The sequence below is a fragment of the Corynebacterium sp. HMSC064E08 genome (genome assembly GCF_001811805.1).
GTDB classification, from domain to species: Bacteria; Actinomycetota; Actinomycetes; order Mycobacteriales; family Mycobacteriaceae; genus Corynebacterium; species Corynebacterium jeikeium_D.
Genome location: NZ_KV806700.1, coordinates 562,566 through 587,422, shown reverse-complemented (window position 1 = coordinate 587,422; position 24,857 = coordinate 562,566). Strand labels below are relative to the sequence as shown.

20 protein-coding genes and 1 tRNA gene are annotated in these 24,857 nt (G+C 58.2%); 5 read left to right on the top strand and 16 right to left on the bottom strand.

Translation table 11 applies throughout. The annotated features are described in order from the left end of the window. The first annotated feature begins 40 nt into the window (after positions 1–40). Complete coding sequence (locus HMPREF2820_RS10920; RefSeq protein ID WP_168164051.1) at positions 41–943, top strand: isopeptide-forming domain-containing protein; 903 nt, start codon at positions 41–43, stop codon at positions 941–943. Further along, positions 943–4,575: a prealbumin-like fold domain-containing protein gene (locus HMPREF2820_RS08240; RefSeq protein ID WP_070603608.1), complete on the top strand. Its 3,633-nt coding sequence runs from the start codon at positions 943–945 to the stop codon at positions 4,573–4,575. Before HMPREF2820_RS10920 ends, HMPREF2820_RS08240 begins: the two co-directional genes overlap by 1 nt. Before the next feature lie 173 nt (positions 4,576–4,748). Here the strand turns inward: HMPREF2820_RS08240 and HMPREF2820_RS08235 are convergent, their stop codons facing one another. The 5 genes from HMPREF2820_RS08235 to HMPREF2820_RS08215 all read right to left on the bottom strand — a co-directional run bounded on the left by HMPREF2820_RS08235 (position 4,749) and on the right by HMPREF2820_RS08215 (position 9,571). After that, complete coding sequence (locus tag HMPREF2820_RS08235; RefSeq protein WP_070603607.1) at positions 4,749–5,381, bottom strand: trypsin-like serine protease; 633 nt, start codon at positions 5,379–5,381, stop codon at positions 4,749–4,751. A gap of 238 nt (positions 5,382–5,619) precedes the next feature. Next, a complete protein-coding gene (locus HMPREF2820_RS08230) occupies positions 5,620–6,204 on the bottom strand; it encodes an RNA polymerase sigma factor (RefSeq protein WP_210398710.1) in 585 nt (194 codons plus the stop codon). A gap of 102 nt (positions 6,205–6,306) precedes the next feature. Then, positions 6,307–7,740 carry an ABC transporter permease gene (locus tag HMPREF2820_RS08225; RefSeq protein ID WP_070603606.1) on the bottom strand — a complete coding sequence of 478 codons (1,434 nt, stop codon included), beginning with the start codon at positions 7,738–7,740 and terminating at the stop codon, positions 6,307–6,309. After that, on the bottom strand, positions 7,727–8,464 hold the full coding sequence (locus HMPREF2820_RS08220) for an ABC transporter ATP-binding protein (RefSeq protein ID WP_070603605.1): 738 nt from the start codon (positions 8,462–8,464) through the stop codon (positions 7,727–7,729). The genes HMPREF2820_RS08225 and HMPREF2820_RS08220 overlap by 14 nt, the downstream gene beginning before the upstream one ends. 9 nt (positions 8,465–8,473) lie before the next feature. Beyond that, positions 8,474–9,571, bottom strand: coding sequence for an efflux RND transporter periplasmic adaptor subunit (locus tag HMPREF2820_RS08215; RefSeq protein ID WP_070603604.1), 1,098 nt, complete (start codon positions 9,569–9,571; stop codon positions 8,474–8,476). Between the two features lie 359 nt (positions 9,572–9,930). Here HMPREF2820_RS08215 and HMPREF2820_RS08210 point away from each other — a divergent pair, with 359 nt between their 5' ends. Then, entirely contained in the window at positions 9,931–11,460 is a 1,530-nt protein-coding gene (locus HMPREF2820_RS08210; protein WP_070603603.1) for a catalase, read from the top strand. Between the two features lie 225 nt (positions 11,461–11,685). Here HMPREF2820_RS08210 and HMPREF2820_RS08205 read toward each other — a convergent pair whose 3' ends face one another. The 10 genes from HMPREF2820_RS08205 to HMPREF2820_RS08160 form a co-directional block, all read right to left on the bottom strand. Continuing rightward, complete coding sequence (locus HMPREF2820_RS08205) at positions 11,686–12,033, bottom strand: hypothetical protein (protein WP_070603602.1); 348 nt, start codon at positions 12,031–12,033, stop codon at positions 11,686–11,688. A 140-nt stretch (positions 12,034–12,173) separates the two neighbouring features. Next, positions 12,174–12,479: a hypothetical protein gene (locus tag HMPREF2820_RS08200; RefSeq protein WP_070603601.1), complete on the bottom strand. Its 306-nt coding sequence runs from the start codon at positions 12,477–12,479 to the stop codon at positions 12,174–12,176. A 588-nt stretch (positions 12,480–13,067) separates the two neighbouring features. After that, entirely contained in the window at positions 13,068–13,409 is a 342-nt protein-coding gene (locus HMPREF2820_RS08195; RefSeq protein ID WP_070603600.1) for a monovalent cation/H(+) antiporter subunit G, read from the bottom strand. Between the two features lie 24 nt (positions 13,410–13,433). Then, complete coding sequence (locus HMPREF2820_RS08190; RefSeq protein WP_005511667.1) at positions 13,434–13,724, bottom strand: monovalent cation/H+ antiporter complex subunit F; 291 nt, start codon at positions 13,722–13,724, stop codon at positions 13,434–13,436. After that, positions 13,721–14,203: a Na+/H+ antiporter subunit E gene (locus tag HMPREF2820_RS08185; RefSeq protein WP_049171106.1), complete on the bottom strand. Its 483-nt coding sequence runs from the start codon at positions 14,201–14,203 to the stop codon at positions 13,721–13,723. The genes HMPREF2820_RS08190 and HMPREF2820_RS08185 overlap by 4 nt, the downstream gene beginning before the upstream one ends. Continuing rightward, positions 14,203–15,756, bottom strand: a complete 1,554-nt coding sequence (locus HMPREF2820_RS08180) for a monovalent cation/H+ antiporter subunit D family protein (RefSeq protein WP_083308463.1) — start codon at positions 15,754–15,756, stop codon at positions 14,203–14,205. Before HMPREF2820_RS08180 ends, HMPREF2820_RS08185 begins: the two co-directional genes overlap by 1 nt. Positions 15,757–15,767: 11 nt before the next feature. Next, the gene (locus HMPREF2820_RS08175) at positions 15,768–16,250 is read right to left on the bottom strand and encodes a sodium:proton antiporter (protein ID WP_070546318.1); all 483 of its coding nucleotides are present in this window, start codon (positions 16,248–16,250) and stop codon (positions 15,768–15,770) included. Next, entirely contained in the window at positions 16,247–19,153 is a 2,907-nt protein-coding gene (locus HMPREF2820_RS08170; protein WP_070603680.1) for a DUF4040 family protein, read from the bottom strand. The genes HMPREF2820_RS08175 and HMPREF2820_RS08170 overlap by 4 nt, the downstream gene beginning before the upstream one ends. Before the next feature lie 754 nt (positions 19,154–19,907). Beyond that, a tRNA-Pro gene (locus HMPREF2820_RS08165) sits at positions 19,908–19,984 on the bottom strand. Between the two features lie 171 nt (positions 19,985–20,155). Beyond that, positions 20,156–21,091 (bottom strand): metallophosphoesterase, encoded by a 936-nt coding sequence (locus HMPREF2820_RS08160; protein WP_070603599.1) that lies wholly within the window; start codon positions 21,089–21,091, stop codon positions 20,156–20,158. Between the two features lie 39 nt (positions 21,092–21,130). On the opposite strand from HMPREF2820_RS08160, the gene HMPREF2820_RS08155 reads away from it, so the two are divergent. Next, entirely contained in the window at positions 21,131–21,592 is a 462-nt protein-coding gene (locus HMPREF2820_RS08155) for a GatB/YqeY domain-containing protein (RefSeq protein WP_049189436.1), read from the top strand. A 60-nt stretch (positions 21,593–21,652) separates the two neighbouring features. Here HMPREF2820_RS08155 and HMPREF2820_RS08150 read toward each other — a convergent pair whose 3' ends face one another. Further along, a complete protein-coding gene (locus tag HMPREF2820_RS08150) occupies positions 21,653–24,061 on the bottom strand; it encodes a transglycosylase domain-containing protein (protein ID WP_070603598.1) in 2,409 nt (802 codons plus the stop codon). 371 nt (positions 24,062–24,432) lie between these two features. Here HMPREF2820_RS08150 and HMPREF2820_RS08145 point away from each other — a divergent pair, with 371 nt between their 5' ends. Further along, positions 24,433–24,795 (top strand): WhiB family transcriptional regulator, encoded by a 363-nt coding sequence (locus HMPREF2820_RS08145; RefSeq protein WP_038627417.1) that lies wholly within the window; start codon positions 24,433–24,435, stop codon positions 24,793–24,795. The last annotated feature ends 62 nt before the right edge of the window (positions 24,796–24,857 follow it).

Below are 24,857 nucleotides of genomic sequence, written 5' to 3'. Positions count from 1 at the left end.
CAAGACGGAGACGATGAAGACCGCTGGTGGGAGCATGACAATGATTAATAACCGTGATAACCGGCTGAACAGCGTAGTTGCAGGAACCATTGCGCTTGCTTTCACCTGCGCTGGCCTTGGGGCAGGTGCGGATATCGCGCAGGCTGTCCCTGTCGCAGGACGTGACGGCGTGGCGGGAGTCGAGCAGTCTGTTGGCACGAATGTGCTGAAGATTCGTTTGACCAAGGGAAACCCCGATGATGACGGTCAGACTGTCGCAGGTTCCGTTGAGGGAGTGACCATTCACCTAGATCGGTTGGAGGGGATTGACCCCAAAAATCCAGCGGATATGAAGCGAGTGGAATCGGCCCGCCTTGACGAAATCCAAAAATGGAACAAGGACTTAAACCTTTCCAAGGTGACAGATGCCAACGGCGAGGTTCAGTTTTCCGGGCTTGTCGACGGTATCTACCTTGTGACCTCAAGTGCGCCGGACGGTAACTACCGTGAAATCAACGCTTTCCTGGTCGCGGTACCTTTCCACACAGTGACGGAAGACCCCAACCCGGTCGAAGGCGTCATCGTGGCGAAGTCGCATACGCCGGGTAAAACTCCACCACCGACAACACCTCCGACAACTCCACCTAAGACACCTCCGACGACGCCACCTAAGACACCGCCGACGACTCCGCCGGACACTCCTCCGACGACTCCGGAGGATGGTAGGACTACTCCGGCGACAACGCCTACTACTGCGCCCACCAAACCTCCGAAGACACCGGTTGGCGAATCGGCGTCAGGTTCAAGTCAAGGCCAGTCGTCATCGTCAGGGGCATCAGGTTCTCTGGCGCTGACAGGTGTGCAGGTTGCTGGATTGGTGGCGGCAGCTGCCGCATTAATTGGTGCGGGCTTCATCATTATTGCGGTGAGCAGGAAGAAAGATAAAGGAAGTGAGGGACGCTAATGTCCTGGACAATGTTTAGCAAGCCGAAATCCGCGCGGCGAAATGTGCGCGTGATGGCGTCGGTCGCTGCGGCGCTGACCCTCACTTTCGGTGTTGTCATGCCAGCAGGCATGCCAGAGGTGGCTGGTGTTGTGGCGGAAGCGCAGACCACTGATATCGGTGTGGCGTTGACGTCAGGCGACCAGTTAACGGTCACCAGCGGTGATACCGCGAAGTTTGAAGGAAAGTTTGCCAGTGATGCAATTCTCAGCGAGTTGGAGATTAGCGCAGATAGTGCCTCTGATTTGGAGTTTGCCGACGGCAAGTATTCGTTGACCATCAATGGTAAAAAGATTGCTCTCCGTGAGGGAGACAATCTAGGGGTCGATGTTTCTTCGAATCCCGTAAAGTTCAGCATTACGGGCTTGAACGCTAAAGTCGCCGATGGAACAACGTTTGTTTTTGAGACCCCCGAAATTTCGAGTGGCGCTATCTTCAGCAATACTTCGGTAGCAGCATCAGGCGAGATTGCTCAGACTTCTGGAGCCCCTCAGCCAGATAATTCGGAGTCGGCTAAACCATCTGAGTCTTCTAGCGCGGTCGAGCAGGAAGACGCCTCTGTTGCTGCCGATTCGCCCGATGTTCCGGGAGTGGAAGCCGGTGAGCCACCGCTTGAGGTGTCAGAGCCCTCCCTTGAAGATCCGGTAGCGGCACCTCGTGCTGCACAACCGCAGCGTGCGCCACAGAGGATGGCTGCACCGGCGGCGGCTGACGGACCTTATACTTTTACGATTCCCCAAAATACTGACTACGTCCTCAAGGGGAGTCGCTATATTCCGAACTTTAATATTCCTTCGGATCAGTTGACGAATGGATCGATTACCCTACCCGCTGGAACTAAGGTCATTCTCAAATCGAATATAACGAGTTACCTTTCCACCAATCAGGCCGATTTGACCATTTTCTACACTGATGAGGGTGGCAAATGGCGCGAGATTGCAGTTCCCTACAAGAGAATTAGCAATACGCAATACGAAGTAACTTTGCCGCAGATTACTATCGGTGGTAGCACACAGATCCAGTTCAAGGGCGTGCATCGTGGTCCTGCCAACACGGTTTTTTCGGCGACTTTTAATCTTCCCAGCCCGCCAATCGTCCCGAAGTGCGAGAACCCGACCCCAGAGACGGAAGTAGTCCGAAAGCTGCCACCGCGTCAGCTGACGGCTGAAGAGTTTGCCTACGGCAGCCCGGTGTACGTCGTCACCAGTACACCGAAGGACCTTAGGCGAGATACCTCGATTTTGAGCCGACAAATTGATCAAGGTAAGGCCTACCAGGAGGTCGGTCGATCGCGTTGGGTCTATAACTCTTTGGCATATGACCCGAATGACAATTGGCTTTACGCGGTGAGCCAAGTGCATGGTCTCGAAGGTAATCCCTGCTACCCAGGCGGTAATCTGCTTCAGATTGACCCTCGCACAGGCGAGGTCCACAATCTGGGGCCGATTACGAAACCAGGAACCCAAGTCACTGCGTTCGAAACTGATGGCGACCGTAATGTCTCGAATACAGGTGTATGGACCGAAAATGGCTACTTTGTGGCCAATACCTCGACGTCGGGTACCAGAAAGCTCTACCGGGTCAACACAGATAATTCCACCGCAGAGAGAGTCTTCGGTAACCAAGCCTCCTACTCGGAAGACTGGGCAGTACTCCCGGAAGCGCCACGGTATATGTGGGGCTTCCAGAGTAAGGCGAAGGCCGGAGATAGGGTGATTCTGGAGCGGATCGATACTGCTACGGGCCAGATCTCTACCTGGGATTTGTCTAACCTGACCACGCTCGATGGACGCAAGGTTGAATTTAGCTCAGCCTCTTGGGGTAAGGCCTGGACTTACGCGAACGGAAATCTGGGTTTTGGTGCTGGTAGTCAAAGTGCTGGCCAAAATGGCTTTGAGCTAAAGATTGACAACCCTTCCTCCAGCCAGCCGACCTTTGAGTTGGTTAACATTCTGAACAATCTTCCGGATTCGTTCAATACGGACGCGGCGTCTAACTTGGTGGCGCCTCCGCCAGAGTTTCAGTCCAACCTTGCTGTGAAAAAGCTCCGCTCTAAGACGGAGATTGTCAATGGAGTTCCACGAACCTTCTGGACGATTACGGTAGAAAACACGAGTGATTTCCCAAGCTCCGGTGGTACTTTCTACGAGTACCTTCCGACAGATACCCATTACGGTGTAAATGCTAAGGAGCCAACTGCGAAGTTTGAGGGCTTTGGTCCCGGGTCTTCGTTGGTCAACGGACGTAAACCCGGACCAGACCAGATTGGTGCCGGCAGCGGTATTTTTGCGGGCATGAATGCGGCAGCCCCTGCGGGAGGCGAAGGAAAATACATGACCGGCTATGTCGGTACGATTCCTCCTCATGCAAAGGTTGAATTCGTTGTATCTGCTCCAGTGCGTACAGATGAACACGGCAATCTAAAGACAGTCTGTAGCCCTAACCGTGTGAAGCTCGTCGCAACAGACTCTGAGTCGGGTCCGGGTGACGCGGATAATGTCTCCACTGAAGCTTGCGTAGACAAGGTTGCGGTAGATACAGAACCTCAGCCGGTACCGGGCACGCAAAATGAATTTACTGCAAGGTACAACGTGGTCGTGGAGTACCCTAAGACTCCGGGGTACGAGTCGAATGAAGTCGTCTATGGGCAACTGGTAGACACGCCGAAGTTTGTCGGTGCGGCGGCCGTCACCGGGGCAACGGTAGTGTTCCGCGACGAATTTAACCGCCTAAGTGAGCCTAGGGAATTCCGTGGCCCAGGTCCGTATGCATTAAATGGCAACAACACTCCGAAGATTACGAAACCAGAAGGTGTTGACGGTAGTACCGGCAAGCATGTCTATGAGGTCACTGTTCGTTTCACTCTCGACGCATCGAAGTTGGATGAAACATCTGTGCCTGAAGGGCACCCATCAGAGCCGTCCGGTAACTACCGTTGCTATGAGGAGAATGGTCTCTACGAACCCAACTTTGGCCTTATGAATGAGGCAGAAATGGGCGGTTGGAAGGATACCGACTGTATCCCGTTGACCCCTCCAGAAAAGAAGATGGGAATCTTCTTGGAGAAGGTCAGCTACAACCCGGATGCGCCGGATCAGATTCAAACCGGCGGACTGCTCGACGGTGCAGAGTTTGCAGTTCACCGTGCCGACCCCAATGGCGCGCTGAACTTGAATTCTGACGGAAGTGTCAACCTTGATACGAACCCAGTAGTGCGACAGTCTCAGACAAACACTGCGGGCCGTGTTGAACTCCAGGGCCTGGATGCGCCGGGTGTTTACTACCTGATTGAAACTAAGGCACCGCAGGGTTACAACTTGCTCGTTGAGCCCATTAAGTTCTCCACGGCGTGGGATGAAAAGGGCAATGCGATTATCGAAGTTCTCTCCGGTGGCGGTGTCGCAGTGTCTGGAAATCAGTGCGATAAGACTGGCATTCCAGAGTGTGATTCGAAGGTGGGCATTTTGCAGATTGCCGATGTGACCAAGGGCGAAATGCCTAAGACTGGTGGCAACGGTGTGGCACTGTGGGCGATGGCTGGTGCTGCTTTGGCAGCTGCCGGAGTCTTCGCAATGCGACGTCGTAACGCTTAAGAGCTAGGGATTCGGAGGGAGCCAATTCCCTCTGACGAATCAAGCCCGCCTCTCCTACTGAGTAATCGGTAGGAGAGGCGGGCTTTCGCCTTTGGCTATCGGTGATGGCTTGTTTTCCTCGGTCGGGTGACGTGACCTCAGAGGATGACAAGCCCTACGTAAACAAAGCGCTCTTACCAGGGTGAATTAGCGGTGATATAGGAACCCAGCTTCTGTCCGTTCCCATCGATGATGTTCCAGGTAGTTGAAACAACACCGACAGCACCTTTCTCCGGAACCCATACAGGCCCTCCGGAATCGCCGCGTTGAGCCTGTACGTTTTGAACCTGTAGAGCGTTGTCCTCGATTTGGTATGCCTCGCGATCAGCGGCTAAACCGCAGGAAACTTTCCCCGTAGTATTTCCGTATATGCAGACTGTCTCGCCAGTTTGAACATCGGTGGGGGATAGCATTGAGTCGCCCGAATACGAATTCACGCCTGCAGTAGCGGGGTCGTCAAGCGAGACAACGCCAATATCGTTCCCCGTATCTAGTGAATGGTCATAGGTGGGAGACGGTTGGAAAACTCCAATTTTCTGAAAGGTCCCATCCGTCACTGTGTCTCCCTCTTGTCCACAATGACCTGCTGTGTAGATTTGCGACTTGGTTTTGTCGACATAGCCAGCTGTACAGACACTAGCTTGTGGTCCATTAGCGTGAATGATGACTACTGGATCACCTTGGTTAATGGTGGCGGCGTAGGCGGGTAGTCCGGTTGTAGCGGTGATAACGGCAGTGACAGTGAAAATCCATGAAGGTCTATTCATGGGGAAATCTGCTCCTCAGTGAGTTGGTCGGTGGTGGCCCAAAACAAAGCTAATCTCGTCGGAAAAGATGGAACGTATGCGTACTGGGCAGTTCATATACCCGTTTCGTATCGCGAATATAAGGAAATGTATAAAACTATCAGTTAAGGCAGAACCTACGCTCAACTGAGCAATCATGCGCGATAGTGTTCCAAAAATGGGGTAGAAGAAAGATCAACGTCCATTGGGGGGAGCGGGTTTACACAGCTGCAGAGTCGCCGCTGGCACTGTCGCCGTCGTCAAGCGCGGCAACCAGATCACGGCGCGCACGGGCGACGCGTGAGCGAATAGTGCCCACGCGACAACCTGCGATTTCCGCGGCCTCCGCGTAGGAGTACCCCAGCACCTGCGTCAGAATGAGTGCCTCGCGGCGTTCCTCCGGCAGCTGCTCCAGCAGCACGCGGGCATCAGCGAGCTCTGACCACGACTCGCCGGTCGTGAACTGCTCGGCAGCGTTTTCCACTTCCACCGCAGACTTCTTCGGGCGCGCCGAATCATGGCGGACCGAATCCACCCACACGCGCCGGGCCAGCGACAACAGCCACGTGCGGGCAGAAGAACGCGCCGCAAAGCGGGGAAGAGCCCCCATGACACGCAGATACGTCTCCTGCGTTAAATCATCTGCGGCATCAACGCCGCCCAGATGTGCGACAAGACGCCACACGTCCTTCTGCGTCAGCCGCACGAACTCCGTCAGCGCAGCCTGATCACCGCGGCCGGCTTTCAGCGCCAGCTGCGTGATGTATTCGTCATTAGAGACGAGGCGTGCGGGAGTCATGGACATAGCTTAGCAACTTAAAACCTAAAGATAATTCGCCTGGCTGCACATGGCCTCACCTGCAAAAAGCAGGAGGCGACGCAGCCAGGCGAACTAGGGGCTGAAATGCTAGAAGCGGATGGCGTCGATGGGCTTGACGCGGACGGCAATAGTGGCGGGGATGATGCCCGCCAAGGCACCCACTAATGTTGCGACCAGCACGCCAATCACAGCGGCCGTGACGGGGTAGGCCACGGCACCGGTCTCCAGCGGCAACGCCAGCATCTTATCCAGCGGCAGCTGCTTGACCGTGATGATCGAGGCAATCACGCCAACCACACCCGCCACCGTCGTGGCGACAATCGACTCCAGGAACACAGAGATAAAGATCCTGCCTGCCGACGCGCCCATTGCGCGACGAATACCAATCTCACGGACGCGGTGGCCAATGGTGACAATCGAGACCGTGAGCAGCCCCAATGCACCAAGCGCAATCACAATGCCGCCGATAATGCCCAGCGCAGTGGTGATGGTGTTATTCATCTCCTGGGAAATCTGCGTGTCCTTCTCCGACAGGGAGGTATTCACCTTCCAGCTGGGGCCGAGCTCCGCCTGGAAAATGTTGTGCAGCGCCTTCTGGTTCTCCTTCGCGGACTCTTCAGGCGTTGCGACGAGAAGCTGCGGCTCACCCACCTGTCCCTCGTAGCCGGCGTTGAGGAAGGAATCGTAGTGCGTGACGATGCTCGGGGCGTCCCACGATCCGAGGGACTTATACACTCCCACCACGGTGAACGTGGTGTTGCCCGTTTCCTTCAACCTGAAGGTTGGATGGTCGGCTAGTGCTGGGTTGCCCAGACTTTCGTAGAACTGGTCGTTGATCACGACGGGGTTCATCAAGCGCTGGCCATCGGCATCCTCTAAACGGCGTCCCTGCACGATGGTGCGGGCGTAGATGTCGAACCATCCCGGGTCAGCGGCGATCAGCTCGGGAGTACCTGGCGAAAAACACTCGTAATCATCCGGGGCGCAGTCATCCATATTTTGCTCGGGAGTCGCTGGCTGCATTCGAACTCGCGACCACAAGTTGGCGTGAGTGGTCTCCACCAGGCGGTGGGTGGCAGCGGAAAAGGCGTCGTTGATAGACCCGTCTGGGTTGATGACGCTCAAATCGTCCGGGCCGTTTCCGCCGGTGCCCTCGCCGCCGAAGCTTCCAAAGCTATCGGCCATTGTGCCGGCGCTGCCGTCACCGCTGAAGCCACCGTCGCCGAAGTTACCGCCTTCCTCGGAATCGGAATTACCCGCTCCGGCCGTCAACGTGACCGTTCCGGCGACACCCGTGCTCTGTGCGGTGACCGCATCCTGAGAGCTGGTGAGAATATTGCCAAGTGCGATAACCGTAGTCATCGCCCACACTGCGGCGGCCACACTGACCAGCGACAGCATGATGCGGCCACGGTTAATGCGCAGCTCATGCCACGCTTCCAGCAGAGCGCCGAGATAAGGCGTTGCTGCATAGAGGAAGGAAGGCCGTGACTTCGATTCGGTTTCATTATTCGTCGTCATCAGCAACCTCCTCGGAGCCGTGCATGACGTTGGCAGCAGATAGCAGGACGGAGTCGGCGTGCAACTGACCGTCGCGAAGCTCAAGCACACGATCGCCGCGCTCGGCGACCTCTAAATCGTGTGTGATCAGAATCAATGCGGCGTTGTTTTCCGCCGCGACTTCTTCGAGCAAATTCATGACGATCTTGCCGGTGTCGACATCGAGCGCACCGGTGGGCTCATCGGCAAGAATGAGTTGCGGTTGGCGCACGAGCGCGCGGGCAATAGCCACACGCTGCTGTTCACCACCGGAAAGCTGGGAAGGCGTGGCCTCTAGGCGATCGCCCAGGCCGACGCGCTCCAGCATCGCGGCGGCGAGCTCGGTGCGATTCCAGAACTTCTCACCTCGGTCGTACATCAGCGGAACCTCGACGTTTTCCAGCGTGGTGCGGGAGGGGAAGAGATTGAATTGCTGGAAGACGAATCCCAAATTATCGCCGCGAAGTGCAGCGCGTTTCCTGTCCGACAAGGTGGAAATATCAGTGTCGTCGAACGTGTACGTGCCGGAGTCCGGCAAATCGAGCATGCCAATGATGTTCAGCAGCGTTGACTTACCCGAACCTGACTGGCCGACAATGCTGAGGTGCTCACCGCGGGGCACGTCGAGGTCGATGCCTTTCAAAATAGGCAGCTCCTCGCCGTTGGGGAGCGTCACTGTTCGAGTGACTGCGGTCAAACTAAGCATGGCGCGGGCCTACTTTTCAGAGCCAGCGTCATCGCCGGACTCATCGAAGCCAGTGTCGCTGCCATCACCAGCGCCATCACCAGTGCCGTCGCCGGCGGACTCGTCCTTGTAGGAAGGGACGTACTCCAAGACCTGCTGGCCTTCCTTCAGGCCGCGCTTGATCTCAATGAAAGTGCCATCGTTGGCGCCCAGCTCAACCTTGATCTTTGTGGGCTTGCCGCCATCCTTAGCCGGAGCGTAGACGACACCTTCGCGGAAGCGTCCCTCCACGGCGGTCACCGGCAGTGCTGGGACCTCCGAGGTGGTGCCACTGCCAAGAATCAGCGTGGCAGGAACACCTTCGTAGACGGTCTGATCTGCGGGAATGTCACAGCGTAGCTGTGGGCCGCCCGAGGAATTCCCAGCAGCGGCGGCACCCATGCCAGCCCCATCTCCGGCGCCAGTGTTCTGCGAGCCCGCGCTACTTCCCGTGACAGTCTTCACCGAATCACACAAAAATGGTGCCGGGCCGTCAGTGATGGCGAGGCGGCCATTGTTAATCGAGTCTCCCAGCGTGTACAGCTGGCTCGGCTTAATAGGTGCTACGGCGTGGAAGCTGTTCGGCGAAATCGTGCCAATCTCCTGGCCGATCTCAACCGTCTGGCCGATGACGATATCCCACTGCACAGTGCCAGAGGCCTTAGCGGTGATGTTTCCCCAGGTCACGGTAGTTTCGGGTGCGGCGGCTGCGGCGCCTTCTTCATCGGAATCCGCGCCGCCGGAGGTGCTGGCAGTCTCAGATACCGAGGTCTTCTTCACCTGAAGCAGGTTTTGCCCCTCTACGGCGTTGCCGCCGCTGTTGACATAGGCGTCAGTGATTTCGCCGGAAGCGTTGGCGCGGATCACGGTGGGCTCGTCCGGGACGATGGTGGCAGACAGCTTCTGCGTGTTATTGATCCGCTGAGGGGATAGCTCCGTGGTGGGCTGGGAGAAATCACCGGTTGCTTGCGCATAGTCCTCGTCGTTAGCGGGGAAGAATGCGATCTTGAGAAGCGCAACGGTCGCCAGCAACGCCAGCGTGTACTTGAAGACTGTGAGCGCTTTCGCGCCCCTCCCTTGTTTTTTCATGTCTGCAGAAGTATCCGATCAGAATCCAAATTGACAGCGTGGTACGCGTGAAATCCTACCCTTAACCTCCGCGGGCAGTGGTAGTGCTGGCTATACCTTTTATTCAGTGCTGATAGGTATTGCATGAAAGCGCGGTAAGTGCTTTACGACGGTCATTGCGTGTGGTTTTTGTGGAGGAGATGTTGCCCTTTTTGGGTCGATTTTTGTGGCTGATACAGCGAACCTAATCGGACTAATAATTAAGTCCACATATCAATCGCGGGAGACTGATAGGAAAAATATGAAACTTCGTGTAGGGTGGAAAACGTCAGGGCATGTTGTGACTGCCATCTAGCCCCTGTCTTTAGGAGGAAATCCCCATGTCCAATCTCTATGAAGGCTCCAATGGCCCGACCACTCGCCTCAACGGTGCGCCGGTTCCTACAGAGCAGCACTCGCTAACCAATGGCCCACAGGGAGGTATTAACCTCCACGACATCCACCTGCTGGAAAAGCTCGCGCACTTCAACCGCGAGCGCATTCCGGAGCGCGTTGTTCACGCTAAGGGTGCAGGTGCTTTCGGTGAACTGACCATCACCGAGGATGTCTCCAAGTACACCAAGGCTGCAGTATTCCAGCCGAACACGGTCACGCCGATGCTGGCGCGATTCTCCACTGTCGCAGGTGAGCAGGGCTCCCCGGATGGCTGGCGTGACGTGCGCGGCTTTGCACTGAAGTTCTACACCGAAGAGGGCAACCTCGATATCGTGGGCAACAACACGCCAGTGTTCTTCATCCGCGATGGCATTAAGTTCCCGGACTTCATCCACTCTCAGAAGCGCCTGCCGGACACAGGTTTGCGCGACGCCAATATGCAGTGGGATTTCTGGACTGCCTCTCCGGAGTCCGCTCACCAGGTCACTTACTTGATGGGTGACCGCGGTATTCCGAAGGACTTCCGTCATATGGATGGCTTCGGTTCTCACACCTATCAGTGGATTAACGCTGAAGGGGAGCGTTTTTGGGTTAAGTACCACTTTAAGACTCGCCAGGGCTGGGAGTTCCTGACGGATGATGAAGCCGCCGAGCTGGTTGGCGAAAACACCGACCACGCTCGCCAGGATCTCTTCGAGGCGATTGAGCGCGGCGACTACCCAACCTGGGATGTCAAGGTGCAGATCATGCCTTACGACGAGGCCGCCAGCTACAAGGTGAACCCGTTCGACCTGACCAAGACCTGGTCTCAGAAGGACTACCCGCTGATTCCGGTCGGCCACTTCACTCTGAACCGCAATCCGGGCAACTTCTTTGCTGAGGTTGAGCAGGCCGCTTTCGCACCGTCGAATACGGTCCCGGGTGTCGGCTTCTCGCCGGACAAGATGCTGCTGGCGCGTGTGTTCTCCTACGCTGATGCGCACCGCTACCGTCTTGGCGTCAACAGCGATCAGCTGCCGGTGAACCAGTCTCGCTGCCCAGTGAATTCCTTCTCGCAGGATGGTGCGGCCACGTACTACTACTCGGATCCGAAGTTGCCGGTTCACGGCTCCAACGCCACTGCTCGCGGTCCGGAGGCCGATACTGCGGCTGCAGCTAAGGCTGCTGGTTGCCCAGTGCGCTCCGGTCACGCCGGCCAGGTCGATGCTGGTGCCTTTGGTCAGTGGGAGAGTGTGGGCGAAGAGTTCTATGCTGGCGCCTACGTGCAGCACCCTGAGGATGATGACTTCTCGCAGCCAGGCGACCTTGTTCGCAACGTGATGGACGATGCCGAGCGCGATCGCTTGGCAGACAACATCGTCGGTGCCATGCAGGGTGTTTCTCCAGAGGTGGAGCAGCGTGTCTACCAGTACTGGACCAACGTTGATTCCTGGCTCGGTGCCGAGGTGGAAAAGCGCTTCAAGGCAACGAAGTAAAGCAACCGCGTAGGGCTGTGCAGTAAAACCGCAGAGTAAAGTTGCACAGTCATGCGGTAGGTCAAAGTAAATAGAAAAGCGTTAGCCCTGCAGATGGTCAAACCATCTGCAGGGCTAACGCTTTATTTAAAACTTCTGTCTGTGCATGACAGCCACGGCTTTGTGGTTGTCTGCACGCCGACCCCGGTTGGGGCGGCTAAGGAACAACCCTAAGTGTGAGCTGTTTTAGGCACCGATGCCCGGCAGGCTCGGGGAGCCGTTGAAAAGCGACTTCGGAGCAGCTGCAGCCTCGTCAGCCTCATCAGCGGACTCGGACACCTCTCGGCCCTGTTCGGCAGCGTCGGAGACGCTATCAGCCTCAACGCCGGAGACGTGGGTGGAGTTGTCGTTGTGGGTGGACTGATCGTTCGTGATGTTGATGTCCATGAAGTCGCGGCCGAACGGAGCGTTCCAGTCACCGGTTTCCAGGAGGGTCAGATCACCATCGATGGTCGGGTTAATCTCGAAGGTGACGTTGACGGTCGGGCCGGAAGGCATTGCTTCCAGAACCTCAACGATAGGAGTGACGTCCATTTTTGGTGTTCCTTTTAGACAGTAACGAAATGAAGAATATCGGTTTTAACTGAACAATAAACCGCAGTCTTTTTTAGAGACTCGCGGTTTATTGTGTCAAGGATTGGCGGAGCTATTGTCCTGCCATGAAGCCCGGGGGCTTAGCCGCCGATGCCAGAGATGGTCGGGTTCAGGAAGTCGAACTTACGCTGGTCGGACTTGTCGACGGTGGTCTCCGGGTTCAGGAAGTCGGAAACCTCGACGTCGTGGGAGTCGGTGGTGGAGTGGTCGTCGGTGACGGAGATGTCCAGGAAGTCGTTACCGAACGGCAGGTTCAGGTCGCCGCCAACGTTAGCGAAGTTGACGTCGTTGCCAGCCAGCTGCTCGAAAGCCGGCAGCGGGCTCTCAACGGTGACGGCCGGAAGGGCTTCGAGGATGGTTGCGATATCTTCTGCGGAGCAGGACATGAGAAAATCCTTAGGTTCTCGGGGGTAAAGATTTTGAGTCGCTCTTGGCGAACTCACAGAAATTAAGTTAACCGATGGGGCAAGGGGCTGCAATGAAAAAATAAGTGCCTCGATCCGCTTCCGGTCGGTTGCGTCCCTCAAAGCTCGCTCAAATTCGCCTAAAAATATTGGAAAGAGGGCGGTTTGGTGGTGTCTGTGACGACTCCGGCCTCTGCCTGAATATCGGATGACAAGAGTGTTGTTTTCTTAAAATTTACCGGAATTGCATTGATTGTTTTGTTCTTGGTGTCACAAAGGTGCAGGCAAACGACAAATTCATCAAAAATGATAACTAAGGGTTCCCTAAGTAAGGAAAACCAAACGTTAGTAAACGGCAAAAACTGCCACTCAATTTAGGGGCATAAATGGAGTTAACGACCGGGCCATAGCCTATGAGAGGTACATCACATTGTGGGAGGCCAAAAGTGTGGGGAAATATACCCCCTTTTGGGTAGGCCGGGTGGCCTAAAGGGGGTGTCGGAGCGCGCTGAGGGGTCGCTGTGAAACTGGCCGCTAACGGTGTGTTCAGGACGTTTCCCGCGCCGCTAGCTACCGCTCCGGGGCGTAGTCCTCAGCGGAGCCGTCACGGGCACCCAGCACCGCGCGTCCAAGTACTTCGGAGGCGACGGTAGCGACGACCAGAACAGCAACAATGGCCAGAATGGCCGTGAGGGTTTTGCCCCACGTCAGATTGCCCTGGTCGGCCTCTAAGACCAAGTTGGCAATCACCAGCGCGGGGATGCCCACCATGATTCCGGCCGAAAGCTGGTTCAACCGGCTCAGGGCATCTTTAGAGCGCCACATGGCCACACCCGCCAGAAGCAGGTACAAAGATCCGCCAATGACCAGCACGGCAAACAAGATAGTTACAAGGATTGAAGCGATACTCATATTGCGATTCGTCCTTAATCGGTCTTAGCGGCGGCCACGGGAAATAACTCGGGCCAGGCCCACGGTCGACAAAATGCCAAGCAAGCCCGCCAGCATTGCAATATCGAAAGTAATGGCCGTAGTTCGCAGCATGGCAGTTGTGAGGAACACTCCCACCATGGGGTAGAAAGCGGCGTCGGAAAGCACTGCCCGTGAGACATTGCCCTTGACCCGGAAGATCAGCACCACGCCCACAAGCAGCGCCACTGAACACAGAGCAATGCCAATGCCGCTAATTACCTGTACTGCGGTGGGATCAATCAATGTGTCATTCATGAGCGTGCTCCTTTGTCTTCGCCATTGGAGGCAATGCCGTCCGGCAGTGGCAGACCATGGTCGACCTCAGCGGCAACACCGACGACGGCATCCGGGTCAATGAACTGGTCTGCGTTGTATTCCTCGAAGACGAAAGCCTTCGGGCGGGGGACATCGCGGAGGCTGGGGACGAGGTGCTCCTCCATGTCGTAGAGGGAGTCGTACAGCGCGTCCAGGTCGGCACCGAAGATCGCGTGGATGATGAACAACCGCCCCGCATCGGTCTCGCGGGCACCACAGACCAGCGTGCCCGGGGTCATGGTGATGGACTCGGCAAAGAGAGTGACCTCAAGGTCAGACTTCACACGCAGTGGCAGCCCAATGAGCACCGGCTGCTGCTTCTGGTTCGGGCGCAGAGTATCGAGCACCACGTCCGTCGCAGCCACAACAACCTGCCAGACCAGCCATAGGGAATAGCGGATAACATGCAGAAACTTCATCAGTAAGTACCTCCGATGGCGTTTTCAACTCCGCCGAGAGTCGCCTCGCGGTAGCCATCAATATTCAGCAGCGCATCAGCCGCGCCGGTGGTCGCCCAAGTGACGGCGCCGACCGCGACGAACATGGCCACAGAAACAATTGCCAGCATGGCGGACGGCGCAACCAGCGTTCCCGGAACTCGAACAGAATCATCCACGCCCTGCATGGGTCGGCCCCAGAAGACCGCGCGCCACAGGCGAATCATGGCCAGCAGCGAGCCCAGCGAGGCAACGATGATTGCGGTGATCGCAACGATCGAGCGGGCATCGCCAGTGGCGGCAGAGGCAAAGACAATGCCCACCTTGCCCCACACGCCGGAAAACGGCGGGAAGCCCACAATGGAGAAGCTCATTGCCGCCATCACCCAGGCAACCGCCTGGTCGCGGCGAGCAAGCCCCGAAAGCCTGGAGAGCGTACCCGTACCGTAGGTCTCTTCCACTGCGCCGGAGCCCAGAATGAGGGCGCCGACAGTCACCATGTGGTGGATTGCGTAGAAAATACCCGCAGCCAGCGCCGCCTTGGCGCCGCCCCCGTCGTTAGCATCCGTGAACGCCAGCACAATCAGAATGAACGGCATACCCGTGACCATCTGGTAGGCCAGCACCTCACGCATGGTGTTCTCCGCAAGCCCAGCAAACGCGCCGACCAGCATCGAGATCGCCATGATGATAATGATCGGCCAGTGCCAGGAGGGATTCATGCCGACAATCACGACGTAGATGCGGAAGAGCATGTACACCGCAACCTTTGTATGTACCGCAGAGAACAGTGCCATCACCGCAGGGCTTGTCGACGGGTACGTCCTCGGCAGCCATGTGTGCGCCGGAACCAAACCAGCCTTCACGCACAGCGCAATGATGACAATGCCGAGTGCGACCACACCCGTGCCGCCAGGGCCGCCCTCACTGGCCATGTCGGCCAGCATTGCGATGTTCACATTGCCCGCCGAGCCGTAAATCAGCGCGACACCAATCAGCAGCACCGTGGAGGTCAAGAGATTGACCAGCACGAAGTTGCGACCAGCAGCCAAGCGGTGCCAGGTACCGGTGACCGCAATTAGGCCGTAGGAGGGAAGCAGCATGACCTCCATGAACACGAAGAAGTTGAACAAATCGGCAGTCAGGAAAGCACCCGACATACCGGACAACATCATCAGTGTCAGGGAGGGGAAGAACCGCGATGTGTTTTCGCCTGCGACGTGGGCGAACCAGTTACCGATGGCAACCACAGCTGCGGCCACACCCAGCATCAGCATGGAGAACGTGTCCGCTAAGAAAGGAATCGAGATACCACCGGGGAACGCGCCCACACCGTGGCCGACCGGGCCGTTTTCAGCGACGTAGAACATCACCCAAAACGCAGCCAGCGACGACAGGGCCGGAACGGCGATGCCCATCGTCGCGCGCATCCACAGCTTCGGCAGAATGGCTGCGACCGCCGACAGAATCAGCGGCAGTGCCGCAAACAGCGGCAGTAGCGAAGACAGAGTTGAAGGGGACATTGCAGAGGTCATTGCAGAGGCTTCTACCATTTCTCGTCACCGCCGAATGTGGTCTCGCGCGGGAACTTATTCGGAGCCGAAGAGACCCCTGGGGTGCCGGTGACCGTGGAGTCTGAGTCCGACGGAATGTGCTTACCCGCACGACGACCAGCCGTCGACAGCTGTCGCATAGCCTCGCGGTCCTCATGGATACGAGTGTCGTCATCGCGGCCCAAACCAGACAGTGCCAGCATGAACGCGGTGACGGCCATGGTAATCACGATGGCCGTCAGCACGAATGCCTGCGGCAGCGGGTCAGCCATCTGCTCGGCAGCGCCAGCGCCCGCAGTGGTCTCGTTGCCCAGCAGCGGTTCGCCGCGCCAGGCGCCGACACCCGTGGACAAAATAATCAGGTTGGCGGCATGGGAAATCAGAGTCATGCCGATGATGGTGCGCAGCATGCCGCGCTGTAGCACCAGGTACGTGCCACCGCCTGCGAGGACGGCAGCCATGATGGCGATAATCACTTCTTAGCCTCCTCAACGGTGGCATGAGCTGGGGCGGGGGCGGAGGCGCTCTCCGCTTCTGAGGCGAACACGCCCATCTCCGGCGGCACCCGCAAGCTCGAGCGGTCTGAGTAGAGATCCTGCATCACATCGTCCGACCCGGTCACACCAGGACGGTTCGGGCCGCCCAGGAGATTCAGCGCGGTTGCCACAATGCCGATGACGGCCAGGTACACGCCGACGTCGAAAAGCAATGCCGTGGTGAGGTGCTGCCCCAGGAACTCGCCGTACAACGGTGCCAAGAACGACCCCTTGGCGAATCCGACGAAGCCCGTGCCGATAGCCGTGATGACACCCGCAGCACTGAGCGCCACCGGGATCTTCTTGCCGAAGACCAGCTCGTCGCGGTCCTTGGACAGGTAAATCAGCATGACGGCAGCGGCACCAATCAGCGCCGCGTTGAAGCCGCCGCCCGGAGCGGTACCGCCGCGGTAGAGAACCACAGCGGACAGGGCGAACAGAAGCGGAGCCAACCAGCGGACCAGCCAACGCATCATGATGGAGTTCAGAGCGGGCTCCGCAAGCGGGGAAGGCTGATCGAGCAGGTGCGGGAAGCGCGGCATCGACGTGACAACCGCCGCCATCGCGACACCCGCCATACCGAGAACCGCCAGCTCACCCATCGTATCGAAAGCACGGAACTCAACCAGGATCACGTTGACAATGTTGGTTTCGCCCGTGACCTTCTCAGTGTTGTCGATGTACCACTGCGCGACCTCAGGCATCTGACGACGGCCAGTGAGGAACCACACCGCGCCGAACGTAGCCAAGCCCACGGCAACCGCCACGACCGCGGCGGAAGCCTGGCGGTTCTTTGAGGTCTCAGAGAACGCGCGCGGCTGGAAGCGCAGCACCAGCATCATCAACACGACAGTCAGGATTTCCACCATGAACTGCGTCAATGCCACATCCGGTGCGCCCAGCAGGAGAATCTGCAGCGTGACACCAACACCGGTGACGCCGAGCAGCACAGCCGCCTGCAAGCGGTTCTTCGCCCGAAGTGTGGCCCACACGCCAATCACGACAACAACCAGCGGAATCAGATCGGTCAGGTGATCGATGCCGTCGATCTTCGGCAGCACCGGAGCGCCGCCGACACCCGGAGCGATCGCAATAACCAGGGCGTACACCGCGAGCAAACCAAGCAGCGGCAACAGGTGACGCGATGGCTGATGCGAACGCGCCACCTTGCCCATCGCGCGCCCCACACGCTGCGAGACGCTCAGCGACGCGTTGATTGCCTCCACGCCAGTGAACGGGAAGAGCTTGCGGTCGGCCATAACGGCGCCTACGCGGGCACGAGTGAAGATGAAGCCCACGCCGGCAGCCAGCACAATCACAGAGATGATCAGCGGCACATTCACGCCGTGCCACAGGCTCAAGTGCGATTCCTGAGTCGTGCCAGCCGGAAGCTGACCGACCGTATCTGCCACGCGGTCCAGCGGACGGTTCAAAATAGCGCCGGCAGCGAAGGCGGCTGGAAGGCTGAGCACGCCAGGGATGGCAGCCGGGAGCCACAGCGAAATTGGAGCCTCAGTGATGTGGTCAACGTTGCGCGGACCATCCACAAATGCACCGAACACCAAACGTGCCGAGTACGCGAAAGTACCAATCGCACCGATCGCCGCCACCGTCAGCAGAATGACGACACCGGTGTTGCTGAGCGGCGCACCTTCGAATGCGGTCAGCATGCCCTCCTTCGACATGAAGCCGAAGAACGGCGGAATTGCCGCCATCGATGCCGCACCGAAAATCATCGAGCCAAAGCTCCACGGCATCTGCTTCCACAGCGGACCGAGGCGACGAATATCGCGCGTGCCCGCCTGATGATCAACCACACCAGCCATCATGAACAGCGAAGACTTAAACATCGCGTGCGCAATGGTGTGCACAACCGCAGCCATAATCGCGAACTTCGTGCCCACACCAATCGTGGCGACAATCCAACCCAACTGCGAGACCGTCGAGTACGCAATCAGCTTCTTCAGGTCAGTCTGCTGCAGCGCAAAGTAGGCCGTGGCAACAGCCGTCCACATACCCATGACGATCAGCAGCAACTGCCACACGCGCACGTCCGCGAAGACCGTGGAAAAACGCATCAGCAGGTAAACGCCTGCCTTGACGACGGCCGCAGCGTGCAAGAAAGCCGAGACGGGAGTTGCCGCCGCCATGGCCTCTGGAAGCCAGGCGTGGAAGGGGAACTGAGCTGCCTTCGTGAAAGCGCCCAGGGCCACCAGCGCGGCAATGAGGCTGCGCGCTGCCGGGTTGGCCTCCCACTCAGGCGAAGCCAAAACCTCGGTGAGGTTCGTGGAACCGGTTAGCCACACCGCACCGCCGAGGGCGGCCAGAAGCAGCAGGCCACCGGTGAAGGTCAGCAGAAGTGTGCGCAACGAGCCCAGCTCACCCGACGAGCCCGATCTTGCAATGAGCAGGAACGACGCCATCGAGACCAGCTCCCACCCGATGAAGAGGAGCATGATGTCGTCGGCAAGCACGAGGAGCAAAACCGCCAGCATGAACGCCGTCATCAGGACGTAGAAGCTCATCGCGGATTTCTTCGGCGGCAAATACGCGGTGGAGTAGATGAAGACTATCGAGCCCACCAACAGCGCCAAGAAGCTGAACACCATGGAGAGGGGATCGAGCTTCAGCGCAAACGCCGCGTTCAGTTCCGGGGACCAGACGCGGGACCAGGTGAAGGTGGTGCCGTCGAGAATATCGCCCGTTACACGCGAAAGCTGGACCACCGACGCGAGAAAAAACGCGACGATGGGCCAGCCTGCGTGACGACCAAGGAGCTTCACAAACAGCGGGGTCAGCGCCAGGGCAACCGCGACCAACAGCGGGACCGAAAGGAGGGTCAGGCTGTTGGCGGAAGTTTGGACTGTTTGGGCAGCTTGGGCTGCTTGAGCCGCGAGCGTTGTTGCGTGCTCTGCGGAGCTGCTTGCTTGGGCGGTAATCGTTGCCGGGGCAGAAAGAACGGAATCTAAAGAATTCAATGTTGCCGATACGCCGCCGGACGCAAACTCAGAAGCCAATGTCTGGTCTGGTGGTGCGGTCGCCGACGGCGGACTGGCTGTAAAGGAGCTGGCTGATGCCAGAGCTGCTGCCAGGTGCGTCACTTGGGGGCTACTTTCACATTGCTGTTAAAAAGGTTCGTACTTCTACAGACTAACAGCCACGAAATTGCTCCACGCGGGGTGAAAGGGGCATTTGGGGGAGCGGGGAAAGGCTCTGTGGATCCAGTAATGAAAATACATAGGAACGAGTGATGAACGGGGCGTCGGTGGGAGTTACTGACTGCGTTTATGTCTGGTGACGTTGGATTGATCCGAGTTACTGACTGCGTTTATGTCAAAAATGGCCCGAAAAATGGCTTGAAAGTGTCATAAACTCAGACAGTTTCACATTTGCAGCCCCTGAGTTTTCGGGTCGACAGTTTTGCCACGTAACCCCGGGCTGTGGTGCTGCCGAAGTCGGGGTCTGACCAGTCACTACCTTGAGAACTGGATGCACTCTTTGGCTATCAACCCTGAACGGCGGCGAAAAGTAGGCCCAGAAGCCAATGACAAAACCCTCCCTCACTTGGATAACTCCAGGTGAGAGAGGGTTTCTACTTGGTCGGGGTAGCGGGATTTGAACCCACGGCCTCTTCGTCCCGAACGAAGCGCGCTACCAAGCTGCGCCATACCCCGAGGCCACAGACACAAACTGGGAACATACGTCTTAGTGCTGTGCTTGCGAGGACTTACTTTAGCCCGACGCTGAGTCAGAATGCAAAACGCCTGCTTAACGGGCTGTGGGGACAAGCCGCGGTCTCCGCCGCGCCCTTACAAACTACGAACCGCACCCCTACGAGCTACGAACTACGAATCCCGCTCCACAACCTCAATCAAGGTCGCGGATGGGCGGCAGAACAGGCGCACCGGGGCGTAAGGGGAAGTGCCGAGGCCATTGGAGACATGCAGCCATGTTTTCTCGGTCCAGCGCGACAACCCCGAGGCCCGCGAGCGGTCGATACCGCAGTTGGTCACAATGGCCTTCCCTCCGGGCAGGCAGACCTGACCACCGTGGGTATGGCCGGAAAGCACCAGGTCGTAGCCGTCTTCCGCAAAAGCGTCCAACACGTGCGGCTCGGGGGAGTGCGACAGGCCGATAGCGATGTCGGCATCCGCATTCGGGGCACCGGCGATCTGCGAATAATCCTCCAACTCGTGATGAGGGTCATCTACACCGGACAGCGCCACCTTCACGCCACCCGCCACAAACTCCAGCCGGGCATGGGTGGCATCCTGCCAACCGTGTTCGATAAACGCAGCGCGCATGCCGCGCCACGGCAGTTCGACGCGCGAGGGCTTGCGCTTCTTGCCCGTCAGGTACTTCAGCGGATTGACAGGCCGCGGCGCGAAGTAGTCATTCGTACCGAACACGAAGGCACCCGGACGGTTCAGTAGGGGGCCGAGCGCTGCGAGGACACTGGGGACGGCCTTGTCGCTGCCCAGGTTGTCGCCGGTATTAATCACCAGGTCAGGGTTCAGAGCATCGAGGCTGGCAACCCACTTCTGCTTCAACTTCTGGTCGGGGAGCATGTGGAAGTCGGAGACATGCAGAATCCGGAAAGGCTCACCCTCGCGCTTTCCCGCCCGGGCGAGCGTGCCGGGTGCCAGCACGGGAACTTGCACACGGTGGAGTTTAAATGCGCGCAATTCGATTTGGTTCGCGTAGATGAACGTCGTCAAGCCAAGCGTGGCGATAGCTGCGGCAGACCGCAGAATTCGGTTGGAAAAAGCGCGCGATGTCATGACAGAGACACTATCAACTACAGCGGTAATCTAGGGCGTATGAGTGAACTGAAGAACACAATTGTCTCCGATATGACCGCCGCGATGAAGGCCCGCGACAAGGAAACCGTTGCGGCGCTACGCATGCTGAAGGCCGCCATCCAGACCGAGGAGGTCTCCGGCTCCAAGCACGAGCTCACCGATGACGAGGTGCTGCGTGTGATTGAGCGGGAGGTCAAGAAGCGTCGCGAGTCCGCTGAGATGTACGCCGAGAACGGCCGCCAGGAACTTGCCGACGCCGAGCTCGCCGAAGCAGAGGTTTTCGCCCGCTACCAGCCGGAACAGCTTGACGACGACGCCGTGAAGAACCTCGTCGCGGAATCCGTGGCCGAGGTTGCTGGTGATGACGCGCCGAGCATGAAGATCATGGGCCAGGTTATGAAGGTGGCTAAGGAAAAGGCCGCTGGCCAGGTCGATGGCAAGCGGCTTTCCGAGGCCGTTAAGGCTGCCCTGCAGGGCTAGCGCGACCTTTCGCCGTTTCCTTTTTCGGCGATAAGCGTTGGAGCTGCCTTCTAGGGTGAACTAGAACGGCAGCAGCGGAATCAGATCCCGCAAGCTCGGCGCTGGCGGAGTGTTCGGGCGAGGGAACTGCGGTAGCGGATCCGGCCGGGTCGTCGTCGAGTCCGGCCGCGGCGACGGCGCTGGTGGCGGGGTCGGACGGCGGGTGCCATCGGCCACGCGGATTGTGACGGTGCCACCCTTGAGAAGCAGCGGCGGCTGATCCAGCCCGACCACGATTCCGCGCGACTCGCCGGTGAGGGAGACTGTGCGTTCCTCTACCTTGTAGCCAGCCTTCTTAAGGGTCTCCCGAGCCTCGGCCTTCTGCATGCCCACCACATTCGGCATTTGGGTGATCGAGGTGCCCAGGCCGTAGTCCGAATCCAGTGGTGGGAGGTTCTTTCCGCCGTAGTCCTCGATGACTGGGCCAACTGCGCCGAACCATGTCCGCGCGGGCTCGCGACCACCAAAGAGGTTGCCGCTTGGGCACTGGCGCAGCGGTGACGTACACAGCTCCGTGACCGTCGGGGTGTCGTTGTAGGCGTACACCGATCCGGCCAGGCCGCCGGTGAAGCCCAGGAATGCCGCGGACTGGTTCGACTCGGTGGTACCGGTCTTAGCCGCGACTGGGCCTTCCCAATTCAGCTCTTTCGCGGCATCCTTCGCGGTGCCATCGGTGGCGTCATTGCTGAGCGCATTAGCAATTGCGTGCGCGACACCCGGCTCCACTGCCTGCTCGCACGGTGGCACATTCAGCTTGACCGCATTGCCCTTGGAATCCGTGATCGACTCAATTGGAGAGGGCTCGCACCAGCGGCCATTGCTGGCCAGGGTGGCAGCGACATTGGACAGCTCAAGGTTATTCACCGCCGTCGGACCCAGCACGAATGAGCCGAGCTTATGCTCCGAGACATAGTCCGCCACCGAGGACTCACCATCAAAACTGCCCGGCTCCGTGTATGAGCGCATGCCCAGGCGTACCGCCATGTCCATCACGCCATCAACGCCAACCAGCTCCGAAATCTGAATAAAAGGCGTATTCGGCGACCGCGCGAGCGTCTCACGCAGCGACATCGACGGCGGGAAACTACCCACGTTCTCCACGCAGTACAGGCCCGGCGGGCAGCCCTCTGCGCCGCCGGTGCCCAGTCCGGAGGCCTCATAACGACGCGGCACCGGGAAGTTGGTGTCAATACCCAGCCCCTTTTCCACCGCCGACGTCGCCGCGAAAATCTTAAAAATCGAGCCCGCGCCATTGCCCACCGGCGTAAATGGCTGCGGCTGCACGGTCTGCATTTGTTCCGCATCGAGGCCGTATACGCGTGACGACGCCATCGCGAGCAACTTCCTGGAGTCATCCCCAGGCTCAAGCAAACTCATAACCTCGGCTGCGCCATCCGCAGTCGGTGACGCCTGCTGACGCAGAGACTCCTGCACGCTGTCCTGCACACGCGGGTCCAGTGTGGTCTTCACATGGAAGCCACCGCGCTTGAGCTTATCGGTCTCAATACCGTGGTTCTCCAAGTAGGAGACCACATAATCACAGAAGAAACCCCGATCGCCCGCCGCGATACAGCCCTGCGGCAGGCGCTGAGGCTCCGGAAGAATACCGAGATCAGCTGCCTTGGCGTCCTGAGCCTCCTGCGGGCCAATTGCCCCCGTGGATTCCATAGCCGCAAGCACGTCGTTACGCCGTGCATGCGCACCTTCCGGATTTGTATACGGATCGAGCCCGGAAGATTGCTGAACCATGCCCGCGAGCAGAGCGGCCTGCGGGACATTCAGATCGGACGCGGGAATGCCGAAGTAGGTCTGAGCTGCAGCTTCGACGCCGAAAGCGCCATTGCCGAAGGGGACCAAGTTTAAATACTTGGTCAGAATCTCGTCTTTCGTCAGCTCATCTTCCAGATCCAACGCGATGCGAATCTCGCGGATCTTGCGACCATAATCCGTGGCAGTGGCAGCGCGGCGCTCCGACTCCGACTGCGCGTCCACGAGCAGCGTGTGGTTCTTAATCAACTGCTGCTCAATCGTGGAGGCGCCTTCCTGCACCGACTGAGACATGAAGTTCTTTACCGCCGCACGAGCAGTACCCTTCCAGTCCACACCAGAGTGCTCATAAAAGCGCCTATCCTCCACGCTGACCAGCGCATCCTTCATAGCTGGCGAGATGCGTTCCGACGGCACATTAAACCGCCGCTGATCATAGAGCCACGCAATTGGCTGATCATTACGATCCGTAATAGTGGTGACCCCTGGTGCGTCCTTAGAAATCACCGACCGCGACGCCGACGCGAATTCATCAGCCGTGCGCGCAACGAGGTAGGCCGAGCCGCCCACAAGAGGAAAGAGGGCGCTGGCCATAATCAACGCTGCCAACACAGTGGCAACGGAGAGCTTGAACAGCGTCGAACCTTTATTCACAGCAATCACACTACAAGGTAGGGCGGATTGAGCCGAAGTGGGTTTTCGAAAATCCACCTAGTGACATGCCCGGGGAGTCCAGTAAAACGCCTGGCGAGCGGGGGAGGGGGCGCTACGAATGCCCTTACAACACCGCGCAACTCGTCGTGTAGTGGTTTCCGGAAAAAGATTTTCATAGTGACGCAAATCACCCCCGTGCTTTTGTTGGAAAAAGTTGCCCCACCTGCATCGTTATATTTAGAGCTGCGCCACGTCCACCCTTCTAGTGTGACCCAATCGACATTATTTGGGTGGTGTGAATAGACTTACAACAAAATTTCAGCACTATTTAGTTGAAACTATTTCGAAATAACGAAAATCGCAGGCACGAGGAGGCTACAATGACCGCCACGATTCCAGATCGCAACCGCACTGCTACTACGCCAGAATACGAGCTCGGTGTAGAGAGCTTCCGCGATCGCCAGGAGTGGGTCCCGCGCGCTAAGTGTCGCGATATTGACCCGGATAAGTTGTTCGTTCGCGGCGCCGCACAGCGCGAAGCCGCAGTTATCTGCCGCCACTGTCCAGTGGTTCTGCAGTGCCGTGCCGACGCTCTGGATAACCGCGTCGAGTTCGGCGTCTGGGGTGGCCTGACCGAGCGTCAGCGCCGCGCAATGCTGCGCGAGCACCCGGAAATTACTTCGTGGGCCGACTTCTACGCTGAGCAGTACGCAGCTCAGCGCAAGGCAAAGCTGGCTAAGTAAAAACCGAACTTAAACCGAAGTAAAACTGAACCCCCAGCGCGCGAGGCTGGGGGACAGATAGA